The organism is Actinomadura rugatobispora (assembly GCF_042656285.1).
Lineage (GTDB): Bacteria > Actinomycetota > Actinomycetes > Streptosporangiales > Streptosporangiaceae > Spirillospora > Spirillospora rugatobispora.
Genome location: NZ_JBHSON010000036.1, coordinates 47,129 through 59,300, shown reverse-complemented (window position 1 = coordinate 59,300; position 12,172 = coordinate 47,129). Strand labels below are relative to the sequence as shown.

General features: G+C 74.3%; 12 protein-coding genes and 1 pseudogene. 8 read left to right on the top strand and 5 right to left on the bottom strand.

Going from position 1 to position 12,172, the window contains the following annotated elements; translation table 11 throughout:
• Window positions 1-2: 2 nt before the first annotated feature.
• From ACFPZN_RS24810 to ACFPZN_RS24800, 3 genes are all read right to left on the bottom strand, one after another.
• Window positions 3-182 (bottom strand): hypothetical protein, encoded by a 180-nt coding sequence (locus ACFPZN_RS24810; protein ID WP_378284537.1) that lies wholly within the window; start codon window positions 180-182, stop codon window positions 3-5.
• 35 nt (window positions 183-217) lie between these two features.
• Complete coding sequence (locus ACFPZN_RS24805) at window positions 218-1,039, bottom strand: hypothetical protein (RefSeq protein ID WP_378284536.1); 822 nt, start codon at window positions 1,037-1,039, stop codon at window positions 218-220.
• 335 nt (window positions 1,040-1,374) lie between these two features.
• Complete coding sequence (locus ACFPZN_RS24800) at window positions 1,375-1,833, bottom strand: MarR family winged helix-turn-helix transcriptional regulator (protein ID WP_378284535.1); 459 nt, start codon at window positions 1,831-1,833, stop codon at window positions 1,375-1,377.
• Window positions 1,834-1,903: 70 nt separating this feature from the next.
• On the opposite strand from ACFPZN_RS24800, the gene ACFPZN_RS24795 reads away from it, so the two are divergent.
• Entirely contained in the window at window positions 1,904-2,509 is a 606-nt protein-coding gene (locus ACFPZN_RS24795; protein ID WP_378284534.1) for a TIGR03086 family metal-binding protein, read from the top strand.
• An 8-nt stretch (window positions 2,510-2,517) separates the two neighbouring features.
• Here the strand turns inward: ACFPZN_RS24795 and ACFPZN_RS24790 are convergent, their stop codons facing one another.
• On the bottom strand, window positions 2,518-2,889 hold the full coding sequence (locus ACFPZN_RS24790) for a hypothetical protein (protein WP_378284532.1): 372 nt from the start codon (window positions 2,887-2,889) through the stop codon (window positions 2,518-2,520).
• 314 nt (window positions 2,890-3,203) lie between these two features.
• Between ACFPZN_RS24790 and ACFPZN_RS24785 the strand changes: the two genes are divergently transcribed.
• From ACFPZN_RS24785 to mptB, 3 genes and pseudogenes are all read left to right on the top strand, one after another.
• A complete protein-coding gene (locus ACFPZN_RS24785) occupies window positions 3,204-3,539 on the top strand; it encodes an STAS domain-containing protein (RefSeq protein WP_378284531.1) in 336 nt (111 codons plus the stop codon).
• Between the two features lie 145 nt (window positions 3,540-3,684).
• A complete protein-coding gene (locus ACFPZN_RS24780; RefSeq protein WP_378284530.1) occupies window positions 3,685-4,416 on the top strand; it encodes a glycosyltransferase family 2 protein in 732 nt (243 codons plus the stop codon).
• 158 nt (window positions 4,417-4,574) lie between these two features.
• Window positions 4,575-5,360: pseudogene (mptB, locus tag ACFPZN_RS56795) on the top strand (polyprenol phosphomannose-dependent alpha 1,6 mannosyltransferase MptB); the annotation flags it as partial.
• A 568-nt stretch (window positions 5,361-5,928) separates the two neighbouring features.
• Here the strand turns inward: mptB and ACFPZN_RS24775 are convergent.
• Window positions 5,929-8,211, bottom strand: a complete 2,283-nt coding sequence (locus ACFPZN_RS24775) for a DUF2339 domain-containing protein (RefSeq protein ID WP_378284529.1) — start codon at window positions 8,209-8,211, stop codon at window positions 5,929-5,931.
• 151 nt (window positions 8,212-8,362) lie between these two features.
• Between ACFPZN_RS24775 and ACFPZN_RS24770 the strand changes: the two genes are divergently transcribed.
• From ACFPZN_RS24770 to ACFPZN_RS24755, 4 genes are all read left to right on the top strand, one after another.
• Entirely contained in the window at window positions 8,363-9,757 is a 1,395-nt protein-coding gene (locus ACFPZN_RS24770) for a glycosyltransferase 87 family protein (protein ID WP_378284528.1), read from the top strand.
• Window positions 9,757-10,209 (top strand): DUF4446 family protein, encoded by a 453-nt coding sequence (locus ACFPZN_RS24765; RefSeq protein ID WP_378284577.1) that lies wholly within the window; start codon window positions 9,757-9,759, stop codon window positions 10,207-10,209. The genes ACFPZN_RS24770 and ACFPZN_RS24765 overlap by 1 nt, the downstream gene beginning before the upstream one ends.
• A gap of 140 nt (window positions 10,210-10,349) precedes the next feature.
• Entirely contained in the window at window positions 10,350-11,279 is a 930-nt protein-coding gene (gene pheA / locus ACFPZN_RS24760; RefSeq protein WP_378284527.1) for a prephenate dehydratase, read from the top strand.
• A gap of 33 nt (window positions 11,280-11,312) precedes the next feature.
• Complete coding sequence (locus ACFPZN_RS24755; RefSeq protein WP_378284526.1) at window positions 11,313-12,116, top strand: class I SAM-dependent methyltransferase; 804 nt, start codon at window positions 11,313-11,315, stop codon at window positions 12,114-12,116.
• Window positions 12,117-12,172 lie beyond the last annotated feature (56 nt).

Below are 12,172 nucleotides of genomic sequence, written 5' to 3'. Positions count from 1 at the left end.
TTCTAACGGCCCTTGAAGGACTTGGACGACTTGGAGACGAGCATCACCGCCAGGTACACCAGGACGGCGACGAAGCCTATGAAGAAGAAGAACTTCACCATCGACATGAGCGCGCCGAGGACGGTGAGCACCAGCCAGATGGCGAGCACCACTCCGGCGATCGTCAGGATTGTCTTACCCATGGCACCACGCTATGCCGCTCCGTGGACGTCCGTCATCACCCTGCGGGAGGACCCTGCGGAGGCTGCGCCCCGCCGCCAGGGGGAGCCTCACCCTGAGACGAACCCTGACCCGGCTGCTGGAAGGACCCCCCGGGACCTTGGTCGTACGGGGGCGCGAACTGCCCACCCACCTGCCCAGGCTGCCCGCCCGGCTGTCCGAACTGCCCCGGCTCGGCAGGCTGTCCCGGGTAAGGCTGACCGGGCTGCCCCGGCTGGCCGAACGGCCCGGGCTGAGCGGGCTGCCCCGGGTAAGGCTGGCCCGGCTGCGCGTACTGGCCGGGCTGTGCGCCGTACGGAGCGGGAGGCTGCGGTTGCTGGCCGCCCCACGGGCCCACCGGTGCGGGCTGCTGCGCCTGCCGCCCGCCCTCCTTCATGAGCCGGACCGCCCCGAGCCCGCCCGCGACCACCGGCGGCAGCACGAAGATGACCAGCCCGATCAGGTCCATGTGCCGGAACGACCTGAAGTAGATCTCGACCATCTCGATCGGGAGGCCCCTGCCCCGGACGCCGTGGTACACGAAGATCCCGATGATGTCGCCGACGAGCACCGCGACCAGCGACGAGACCGCGGCCAGGATCGGCCCGAGCGGCCCGTTCGGCCTCGTGAACAGCAGCACACCGCCCGCGATCGCGCCGACGATCAGCGCCGTCAGCGCCGCCGTGACGCGGACGGTCCCGACGCCGCCGTATCCCAGGTTGTTGACCATGAAACTGATGATCACCGTGATCACCGCGTCGACGATGGTCGCGGCGACGAGGCCGACGAGGACGGCGGCGAGGATCGCACCGCTGGACGAGGGGGAGCGCGTTTGCGACATCCGCCCATTAAACCGCCCGCCATGCGCCCGTGAAGGCCCCCGCTCGACGGTGAAGATCAGGTCTTACGAACCGGCGACATGGCACCCACCGCAACCTCACACCTACATGACGTAACAGCAACGTCCCCGCCGCAACGACGATCTCTTCACAGCGCGCAGCTCGCGCGACGGCACGGGCGCGGGGCCGCCGACGGGAAGGTCGAGATCGCCGGCGTCGTGCGGGGCGGTGCGGTGGCGGTGAGGGTTCGCCGGGCGGGCTTTGTCGCGGTGCACGGCTTGGGACGCGGCCCGGGCCCGGGGCATGCGGCCATCTGCCGGGTCGAGTTGCCGCTCCCTTACGTCTGGGGCCCGGCGGGGTCGGGCCAGGGGAGGACGGAGAGGGTTTTGAGGGCGCGCACGAAGGCGCGGCGCTCGTCCGGGGGCAGGTGGGCCAGCAGTTCGTCCTCGCTGCGGCGGATCGCGGCCTGGGCGGAGTCCCGCAGGCGGCGGCCCTCGGGGGTGAGGGAGAGCAGCCGGGCGCGGCGGTCGGCGGGGTCGGGGGTGCGGCGGATGAGGCCGCGTTCCTGCAGGTCGTCGAGGACGCCGATGATGCGGGTCTTGTCGGCGCCGATGGCCTTCGCGAGGGCGCTCTGGGTCCGTACCGGCTCCTCGCTCAGGCCGAGCAGGACGCCGTACGCCCACATGGCGAGGCCGTGCTCGCGCAGGATCGGCACCTCGGCCGCCATCAGCGCGCGGCCCAGCGGAACGATCATCGCCGCGAGGTCGTCCCGCTCCTCCTCCAGCCCGTCCGCCATGGCGTCAAAGATAGGACGTCCGGGAAAATAAGCATGGACAGATGATAGGTGCTTGCCTATTATCCGGTTCATGACGATTGATGCGATACGCGAGCTGGACCGCCGGGCGGTGCTGGCGACGGTGGACGTGGCGAACCGGGCGGGCCCCGCCGACCTCTCCCGTCCCACGCCCTGCGCGGGGTGGACGCTCGGCGACCTGCTGGCCCACATGACCGCGCAGCACCACGGATTCGCCGCCTCCGCGCGCGGTGAGGGCGCCGATCTCGGCGCCTGGAAGGTGCGCCCGCCGGGCACCGTGAAGTCCTACGCCGAGGCCGCCGACGCCGTGATCGCGGCGTTCGCCGGGGAGGGCGTCGCGGAGCGCGACTTCGCGCTTCCCGAGTTCGGTCCCGGGGTGGCGGTCCCGGCCGAGCAGGCGATGGGGTTCCACTTCATCGACTACGTGGTGCACGGATGGGACGTCGCGCGGGCGCTCGACCTGCCCTACGAGCTCGACGCGGAGCTGCTGGAGGCGGCGCGTCCCATCGCGCTCGCCGTGCCGGACGGCGACTTCAGGCTGGAGCCGGGCGCCGCCTTCGCCCCGGCCCTCGGCGCCACCGGCGATCCCGGTTCTCTGGACGAGATCCTGCTCGCCCTCGGCCGTTCACCCGCCTGGCCCCGCGTCGAGGGCGCCTGACCCCCGGGCTAAGAGTCGAGGGTCTCGTCCACCACGCGGAAGGTGGCGCACGGCCAGCGGCCCATGCAGGCCCGGCAGCGGAGGATCGGGTGGTCGGGGTCGCTGGTGATCCCGCCGGCGTCCTGGGGGCGGTGCAGTTCGAGGAGCCGGAGGCCGAGCTCGGCGAAGGCGATCACCTCGTCCCGGGCGCCGGTCAGGAAGGCCAGGTCCTCGCGGGAGAGCCGGGTCCTGATCGGGACGAATCCGGACCTGTTCACCAGGCGGGACAGGTACCGGGTGGACGAGCGCCACGAGCTGGACTTCTCCGAGCGGGCCCGGATCGCCGCCAGGCGCTCCCGCAGCCGGGCCTCCCTTGGATCGGTCCTATGGTCGGCCTTCATACGCGGCGCCCCCCTATGCATGGCGGCCCTGGATCCCCCGCGACGGGCGGTCGCCCGTGGCCGCGGCGTGACGCGCGCGGCGCGGGGCGTGCGGGATCCGGCTGCCTCTGTCGCACCCGCTCAGCCTCCCCTACTCGGCGGCCCTGCGCGGCCCGAACGCGCAGATCGCCGCCCTGTTCCGGCCCCTCCAGCGGCACGGATTTATCGGGCAAAAGTGGTATCGCGGAAGGAGTCGCCCGCCCTGCCGGGGGATGCGACACGGGACTTGGCGTACTCCCTGGCCCGCGCGCCGTTCGCCCGATAGTGTGCCGGACGTGGAGCTAAATGTCTCGACCGCGTCTCAGGGAGGTCACGCCGTCGTCACGGCGACCGGCGAGCTCGACCTGTACACCGCGCCCCGGTTGCAGACCGCGCTCGCCGGACTGCTGCGCGAGCAGCTCGACCGCGTGGTGGTCGACATGAGCGGCATCGACTTCTGCGACTCGACCGGAATGAACGTCCTGCTGTCGGCCTTCAAGCGGCTCAAGGAACGGGGCGGCACGCTGGAGCTGGCCGCGCCGCGGCCGGCGGTCAGACGGATCCTGCAGGTCACCGGGCTCGACTCGGTCTTCACCGTGATCGACGCCGTGCCCGCCCTGGACGCCGGATGACACCCGGCCGGCACTGACCGACGACCGACCGACCCGCGGGGAGCGCCCCCCTCGCGGGTCGTTCCCTTTTTCGTGGCGGATCGTTCTCCCCCGGGGCGCGCCGTTCCCTGGGGCGGGCCCGCGGCGGCCCACTACGATCGCCCCTATGCAGGATGTAGCGGTGATCATCCCGGCCAAGGACGAGGGCGACCGCATCGCGGCGACCGTGAAGGCCGCCCTGGAACTGCCCGGAGCCGGCCTGGTCGTGGTGGTCGACGACGGATCCGCCGACCGCACCGGGCGGGTGGCCGAGGAGGCCGGCGCCCGGGTGGTGCGGCACAGCCGCAACCGCGGCAAGGGCGCCGCCATGGAGACCGGCGCGGAGGCCGCCCGGCTGCTCGACGCGGGCCGCGACCGGCCCCGCCACCTGCTGTTCCTGGACGCCGACCTGGCCGACACCGCGCGCGACGCCGCGCCGCTGGTCGAGCCGGTGCGGGCCGGCCAGGCCGACATGACGATCGCGACGTTCTCCAGCACGGTGAAGCTCGGCGGGCACGGCTTCGTGGTCCGGCTCTCCCGGGACGGCATCCGGCGGGCCACCGGCTGGGAGGCCACCCAGCCGCTGAACGGGCAGCGCTGCCTCACCCGGACGGCGTTCGACGCGGCGCTGCCGCTGGCCGCCGGGTTCGGCGTGGAGACCGCGCTCACCATCGACCTGCTGCGCAAGGGCTTCCGGGTCACCGAGGTGGAGGTGCCGCTGGCGCACCGCGCCACCGGCACCGACTGGCGGGCCCAGACGCACCGGGCCAGGCAGTTCCGGGACGTGGCCAGGGCGCTGGCGGCGCGCGAGCCCGCGGTGGTCGCGGGGCTGGCCCGGTTCCGGGGCCGCCGGTCGTGAAGGCCGCCACCCGCCTGCGGCGGACCCCCGCAGGCGGGGGCCGCGGGAAGGAGCTCGCGGACGGCGCCCCGCCCGGCCGGCTCGGCCGCGCGGGGCTCGGCGCGATCGGGCTGAGCATCGCCTGCTTCCTGGTGACCTCGGTGCTGGGCCCGTCGGTGATGGAGCCCGCGCTGCCCGGCAGGCCCGGCCAGCCGCCCTGGGCGTTCGACGCCGCGCCGTCGCCGTACCTGGTGATCGGCCTGGTGGTGCTCGGCGTGCTGGCGGGCGCGGGCGGGCTGCTGGCGTGCTTCACGGCGGTCGGACGGGGCTGGCGGTGCCGGCCGTTCCCGCTGGTCGCGGCGGGGGTGCTGGTGGCGGCCGCGTTCGCGTTCCTGCCGCCGATCGGCTCCGGCGACCATCTCAACTACGCCGCGTACGGCCGGATGGTCGTCACCGGGCACGACCCGTACGCGACCCGGGCGGTGGACATGCCCGGCGATCCGGTGGTCGGCGCCGTCGAGGAGTGGCGCCGCGCCCCGTCGGTGTACGGGCCGCTGGCCACGGCGCAGGAGGCGTTCGCGTCGCGGATCGGCGGGGAGTCGGTGCGGCTCACGGTCTTCGTGATGTCGCTGGTGAACTCGCTGGCGTTCGCGGTGACCGCGGCGGTCCTGTACTGGACGTCGCGCACGCCCGAGCGCCGCCTGCGGACCGCGCTGATGTGGACGTTCAACCCGTTGCTGCTGTTCCACCTGGTCGCGGGCTCCCACAACGACACGCTCGCGATCGCGCCCATGGTCGCCGCGCTGGCCGTCTTCGCGGGCCGCTCCTGGGCCGGCGACGCCCGCGACGAGGGGCGGGGCGGGGAGCGGGTGCGGGCGCCGATGACGCGGGCGCTGGCGGCGGGGGCGCTGGTCGGGGCGGCGATGGCGATCAAACTGCCGGCCGCGCTGGTCGGCGGCGGCCCGGCCTGGGTGCTGCTGCAACGCTGGCGCGCCACCCGCGAGGGCGCCGCGCTGTGGCGGGCGGCGGCCCTGTTCGCGGGCGCGGGCGCGGTCGCGGCGGTCACGTTCGCGCTGGCCGGGCCGCACGCGCTCGACCAGGTCGCCAAGGCGTCCAACTCGGTCTCGCTGGCCACCCCGTGGCACCTGTTCGACATGCTCATGGGCCGGGGCGGGCACCGCACCGTCATCAAGATCGGCTTCGTGCTGCTGATGGTGACGCTGGTGGTGCTGCTGGCCCGCGCCCTCCCGCGCGAGCCCGGCCGCCTCGACGGGCCGTCCGGCGACCACGCGGAGAGCCTGCGGATCGCCGCCGCGCTCGTCCTGGCCTGGCTGCTGGCGGCCCCCTACGAGCTGCCCTGGTACGACGGGTTCGCCTGGGCGGCGCTGGCGCTGCTGCCGTGGTCGCGCTTCGACCGGCTGCTGCTGGCCCACACCACCGCGCTCAGCCTGGCCTACCTGCCCGCCCGCGACCCCGACCTGATCGGGCTGCCGGACGGGCTGCGCTGGCTGGTCACCATCGTCCGGCCGATCATCATTCCGATACTGACGACGGCGATTCTGATCGCGGTGATCCGGACGTGCCTGCGGGCCGGCCGTGATCGAGTTCCAGCGCCCGCACGCTCGCCGCGAGCATCAGCGGAGTCGCGAGGCTGAGCGCCACCGACAGGATCACCACGCCCGAGTCGTTCGCCAGCGTCCCCGCCACCCCCATGGTCAGCGCGGACAGCAGCGCGGGCCGCATGGTCGCGCTGTGCTCGTAGGCCCGCTCCAGCAGCGGCGTGCGCGCCTTGATCGGACGGACCAGCGCGAAGAACAGGAACCCGACCGCGCCGGCCAGCGGGATGATGAACGGCCAGTAGCCCAGGCTGCGCAGCATCGCCTGGAACTTGCGGGCCACGGTGTCCCAGGCGTCGCCCGCGACCAGGTCCTGCCAGAACCGGCCCAGGTGCGTGGGGTTGGCGCTGCGCGCGTTCAGGTACGAGATCAGCAGCACCAGCACGGCCCCGGCCAGGCAGAACAGCACCAGCCGCGGCACCGACACCCGCTTGCCCGCGATCATCAGCCCGAGCACGGCGAACGCCGGGACGATCGCCAGCACGCCGCCGAAGTCGCTGCCCCAGGCCGGCAGCCCGTCCACCGCCACCGCGGCGACGCCGATCACCGCGACGATCGCGACCGCGAGCCACTTGCGCCCGGCGCGCAGCGGGTACTCCGCCAGCCACGCCGCCGACAGGATCACCGCCACCGCGAACAGCGAGAACGCCTGGTTGCCGAAGCCGTAGAACCGGCCCGCGACCAGCGCGGTGTAGCCCATCAGCGCGTTGAGCTGGAGCCGCGAGCCGGTCATCACGTCGATCGCCAGGACCAGCGCGGTCACCCCGGTGATGACCAGTCCGGGGGCGGTCACCGAGCGCCGCCACGGCCCGGCCACCGCCACGCCCGCGACCAGCCCGGCGAACCCGACCACGGCGCAGACCAGGGCGGGCGCCGGATGCGCGGACTGCCACCAGGGCAGCAGCCCGGCCAGGAACGAGGCGACCGGCGCCGCTCCCCCGACCAGCGCGACGATCCGCGTACCGGCGAGGATCTTGGCCCGGGACTCGGGGGTGTCCCAGCGGCGGCGGCGCAGCGCCAGGACGGCCAGCCCGTACAGCAGCAGCTGCGCCCCGCCCAGCACCCAGAAGAACACGCCCTGGATGTTGCGGATCGCCTGCGCCGCGACGTCGGCGTCCTCCAGGTCCTCGACCCGCTCCCCGGTGGTCATCCGGCTGGGCTGCACCCGCCAGGGCGAGCCGACGGCCTGCTTGGGCTGCTCCAGGCCGAGCGACGTGAGCGCGGTGGAGGTGACGTCGGTGAGCGTGACCATCCCGGGCTGGCGGGTGGCGCTGGAGGTCAGCATTCCGGAGCGGGCGAACCGGCCGTTCTGCGCGCCGAGGGTCTGCGCGGCGGCCACCCGCAGGTGGGGGGTGACGCCGATGTCGGACAGCCCCGCCACCAGGACGGTCGTGCCGGGCGGCAGCGCGGCCACGACCTGGGCGATCCGGCGGTCGGCTGCCGCCGCGGCGCCCCTGCGGTCGTCCGGGGTGACCGGGACCTGGTCGCCGTCGGCGTCGACGCCGGCGTCGAGGTAGACGCGGAAGACGTCGTCGACCTCGACGGCCGCCAGCGGGCAGCGCGTCCAGTCCTGCGCGGACACCCGGTCGGCGGACGGCACGTACCGGTCGACCCGCCCGTCGCCGCCGGCCAGCCCGAACACCGCGCCGGGGCCGACCGCCAGGGTGCAGCCGCCGGCCCGCCGGACCGTGTCGCCGAGCAGCCCGACCTGGGCGTGGTACGAACCGCGCGCGTTGTCCTTCTTGATCTCCGCCCAGCCGGGGGCGGTCGCGCCCGCCTCCGGGGGCGGCGCCGTCCCGGGCGCGGAGGCCGCGCTCGACCCCGGCAGGACGGGGGAGGCGGGGAGCACGCAGTCGCCCTGCGGCAGCAGGGCCCGCTGCCCCGCCGACACTGTCAGCCAGCCGTCGGTCGGGCAGGTGTTGACCTTGGTGGTGCGGACGCTGAGCGCGCCGCCCGCGCCCTGGCCGGTGAGCCGCCACAGCGCCGGGGTGGTCCGTTCGCCGACGTCCCGCCACATCAGCCCCGGCACCCCGATGATCACCGTGCGTCCGGTGGGCGCGGCCGCGGCCGGCGGGGAGGCGGGCGCGGCCGCCGGTGCCGCCGCGGCGGGTGCCGGTCGCGCCGCCATGAGCACGGTCAGCCCGGCCACCAGGGAGAACACGGCGGCGAAGACCATGCCGATCTTGAGCCCCCGCGCCATGGCGTCCAGGCTACAGGGACCTCACCGAGCCCTGTCCCGCGTTCCCGGTCGTTCACCGCGGGACCGGACGGCGGCCGCACGGTGCCGGCACGGGGGCGACACGAGGGCCGCGCGGCCGTGGCGGCCGGGGACGTGCGCCAGGATGGGGGCCATGGGTGCAGGCAACGAGGTCCGCGGTGACGCCGGACGGGCCGGGTCCCCGCGGACGGTTCCGGCGGCGGGCCGGCGGAGGCGGTCGGGCCCGGATCTGGCATTCCTCGCGGCCGGGATCGCCGTCGCGGCGGCCCTCGTCGCCCCGATCCTGGCGTGGTGGCTGAACAACCCGCCCGACCAGCGCATGGTCGACCTGGAGGTCTACCGGGACGGCGGGCGCGCCGTCCTGCGCGGGGCCCCGCTGTACGAGGTGCTCACGCAGCCGCCGCAGCTGCTGCCGTTCACCTACCCGCCGTTCGCCTCGCTGCTGGCCGTGCCGTTCACGGTGATCTCGTGGAAGGCGGCGCAGTGGCTGTGGATGGCGCTGCTGTACGCGGCGCTCGCGGTCGTGGTCGGGTACGCGTTCCGCGACCTGATCAGGCGCACCGGACGCTGGGCGCCGGTCACGGCGGGCCTGCTGATCGGCGCCACCGCGTGGCTGATGCCGGTGTTCGACCAGGCCCGGTTCGGGCAGGTCGGGGTGATGCTGATGGCGCTGTGCATGGCCGACTGCCTGACCGAGCGCCCCCGCTGGCCGCGCGGCATGCTGGTCGGGCTGGCCGTCGCGATCAAGCTGGTGCCCGGGGTGTTCCTCATCTACTTCCTGGTCACCGGGCGGCGCCAGGCGCTGGGCAACGCCGTCCTCACCGCCGCGGCGGCCTCGCTGGCGGCGTTCGCGGTGCTCCCGAGCGACTCGTCCGACTTCTGGTTCGGGGCGCTGCTGGAGGGCGGCGACCGCACCGGCGCCGTCAACGGCACCACCAACCAGGCCATCAACGGCATGGTCGCCCGCCTCTACCTGCCCGGCCCGGCCGGCACGCTGCTGTGGCTGGTCCTGGTCGCGGCCATGGCGTACATCGGGTTCCGGATGGCGCGGCGCACCACGCTGCTCGCCGACACTCTGCTCGCCGACACGGTGCTCGCCGAGAACCCGCGCGCCGCCGGCGACCGCGCCGCCGACGCCCGCAGCCTGCGGCTGGCCGCGGTCGCGATCGTCGGCCTGCTCTCGGTGCTGCTGTCCCCGGTCGGCTGGATCCACCACCTCGTGTGGCTCGTCCCGGTTCTGGGCGCCCTGCTGGGAGACGGGCGCGACACCCGCAGACGCCTGGTCGCGGCTGTCGTGTGGGTCTGGTTCCTGTTCCCCCTGCCCTGGTGGGGGGCCAAGCTGATCAGTCTCCAGCAGGGGCCGCTCACCAAGATTCCGGGCAAGATCGTGCAGGACGCCTACGGTCTGGCGGCGGTGGCCCTCGTCCTGCTGCTGGGCCGGTGGCTGGTCAACCGGCTGGTCACGCGGGTACCAGATGGGGAAGATGCTTCGCGCCGACCGGCCGGGATGGATACTCTCCCCCTGTGATGCTTGTCGCGGTGGCCGTCGTCGGATTGGTCTCCGGGGTGGCCGGTCTGACCATCGCGGTGATGGCCCACAATCGGGTGAACCAGGTCGTCGAGGAGTGCTCGGAACTCCTCAGACGCCAGCTGCAGGTCACCGGCGGGAACGCCGACGACCAGGCGCTGCGCGATCTCGCCATCGTGCACTACGACGCCCTCAAGGAGATGTCGGGCCACCGGTCCTTCTCCCTCGCCGTGCTGAACGCCAACGGCGACGGGGTGGTGATCAGCTCGATCAACGGCCGCACCGAGACCCGCACGTACGCCAAGGCGGTCCGGGAGGGGCACCCGATCGACTCGCTCTCGCCCGAGGAGAACCAGGCGCTGCGCGCGGCCCGGCTCGGCAAGGGCCCGGTCGTGTCGATGGACGACCCGCTCCCCGACTTCGGCAACCGCACCCACCCCGCCACCGCCTGACCGCCGGGGCCGGAGCCGCCCTTGGCGGGGTGGCGTGATGTGCGGGGCCGCCACGCACCGTAAACTCGGACCACTCGACGCCGTTCCTGCCTCACACCCGCCCGCGCCGCCGCGCGCCGGGGCGGAGGAGTAGACCTCACATGCCACAGCGATACGCCTATCTCGGGCCCCAGGGCACGTTCACGGAGGCCGCGCTGCGCTCCGTGCCGGACGCCTACAGCGCGGAGCACCTGCCGTTCGCCACCGTGCCCGCCGCGCTGGACGCCCTGCGCCGCGGCGAGGTCGACGCGGCCGTGGTCGCGCTGGAGAACTCCGTCGAGGGCTCGGTCCCCACCACGCTGGACGAACTGGCCACCGGCGAGCCGGTGCAGATCGTCGGCGAGGTGCACCTGCCCGTCTCGTTCGCCCTGCTGGTCCGGCCCGGGACGTCGTTCGCCGACATCAAGACCGTCGCGTCCCACCCGCACGCGCAGCCGCAGTGCCGCCGCTGGCTCGGCGAGCACGTCCCCGACGCCGAGTGGCGCGCCGCCACCTCCAACGCCGAGGCCGCGCAGCACGTCGCCGACGGCCACTACGACGCCGCGCTGGCCGGGTCGTTCGCCGCCGCCCGCTACGGCCTGTCGACCCTGGCCGAGGACATCCACGACATCGCCGACGCCGTCACCCGGTTCGTGACGGTCCGCCGCCCCTGCCCGCCGCCGCACCCCACGGGCACCGACCGCACCACGGTCGTCGCGTTCATCGGCGAGGACCACCCGGGCGCGCTGCTGGAGATCCTCAACGAGTTCGCGATGCGGGGCATCAACCTGACCCTCATCCAGTCCCGGCCGACCGGGGCGGGGCTCGGCTCCTACCTGTTCTGGATGGACTTCGAGGGCCACGTCACCGACGCCCGCGTCGGAGAGGCCATGATGGGCCTGCGCCGGGTGTGCGCGGACGTCCGCTTCCTGGGCTCCTACCCGCGGGCCGACCGCGTCCGCCCCGAGATCCGCCGCGGCACCCACGACACCGACTTCACCGAGGCCGCCGCCTGGCTGGAGTCCGTCCGCTCCGGCCAGCCGCATCCCTGACCCGGCCGGGGCCCGCGGGCGTACGCTGCCCGGGTGACGACGTTCGATGAGTACGAGCGGGAGCTGTGGACCGGGCGGGCACCGGCGTACGACCGCGGCTTCGCCCGCCTGACCGCCCACACCGCGGGCCTGCTGCTGGACGCGGCCAAGGTCGGCCCCGGAACCGCACTCCTGGACGTGGGCACCGGGCCCGGCGTCGTCCCCGCGGAGGCCGTCCGGCGGGGCGCGAAGGTGTCCGCCGTCGACGCCGACCCCCAGATGGCCGAGACGGCCGCGCGGAACGTCCCCGGCCTGGACGTGACCGTGGCCGTCCTGCCGGACCTGCCGTTCGGCGACGCCTCGTTCGACGCCGTCACCGGCAACTTCGTGATCAACCACGTGGGCGACCCGGCGGCGGTGCTGGCCGGGCTGCGGCGCGTCCTGCGGCCCGGCGGGCGGCTGGCGCTGACCTGCTGGGAGATGCCCGGCAGCGGCGCGCTCGGGATCGTCCGGGAAGCGGTCGACCGGGTCGGCGTGCCCTGGCCGGACGACATCCCGGTCACGCCGTTCATGGAGCACGGGGAGCGCGCCGCGTTCGAACGCCTCGTCCGCGCCGCCGGATTCGCCGACGCCCGCGCCGAGACCGTCACCTGGCACCACCGCACCGACCCGCAGGAGTGGTGGGAGACGGGGGCGATGTCCAGAGTCGGCAGCAACGGCGTGATCGTCACCCGCCAGGACACCGCCACCATCACGCGGATCAAGGCCGCCTACGACGAGATCATGACCCGCTACGCCGTGGCGGACGGCCAGGTCTCCCTCCCCGCCCACGCCCTGCTCGCCCACGCGACCCGCTGACCTCGGGCCGGGCCGGGAAGGCGGATACTCGGGCGCGGCGGGGGGCCTCTCGGCGG

What these genes read in the sequence shown, in the direction of transcription:
- ACFPZN_RS24800 (WP_378284535.1), bottom strand. Translation starts at nt 1,833, where the DNA reads ATGGCGGACGGGCTGGAGGAGGAGCGGGACGACCTCGCGGCGATGATC.
- ACFPZN_RS24775 (WP_378284529.1), bottom strand. Translation starts at nt 8,211, where the DNA reads ATGGCGCGGGGGCTCAAGATCGGCATGGTCTTCGCCGCCGTGTTCTCC.
- ACFPZN_RS24790 (WP_378284532.1), bottom strand. Translation starts at nt 2,889, where the DNA reads ATGAAGGCCGACCATAGGACCGATCCAAGGGAGGCCCGGCTGCGGGAG.
- ACFPZN_RS24810 (WP_378284537.1), bottom strand. Translation starts at nt 182, where the DNA reads ATGGGTAAGACAATCCTGACGATCGCCGGAGTGGTGCTCGCCATCTGG.
- ACFPZN_RS24795 (WP_378284534.1), top strand. Translation starts at nt 1,904, where the DNA reads ATGACGATTGATGCGATACGCGAGCTGGACCGCCGGGCGGTGCTGGCG.
- pheA (WP_378284527.1), top strand. Translation starts at nt 10,350, where the DNA reads ATGCCACAGCGATACGCCTATCTCGGGCCCCAGGGCACGTTCACGGAG.
- ACFPZN_RS24765 (WP_378284577.1), top strand. Translation starts at nt 9,757, where the DNA reads ATGCTTGTCGCGGTGGCCGTCGTCGGATTGGTCTCCGGGGTGGCCGGT.
- ACFPZN_RS24780 (WP_378284530.1), top strand. Translation starts at nt 3,685, where the DNA reads ATGCAGGATGTAGCGGTGATCATCCCGGCCAAGGACGAGGGCGACCGC.
- ACFPZN_RS24805 (WP_378284536.1), bottom strand. Translation starts at nt 1,039, where the DNA reads ATGTCGCAAACGCGCTCCCCCTCGTCCAGCGGTGCGATCCTCGCCGCC.
- ACFPZN_RS24770 (WP_378284528.1), top strand. Translation starts at nt 8,363, where the DNA reads ATGGGTGCAGGCAACGAGGTCCGCGGTGACGCCGGACGGGCCGGGTCC.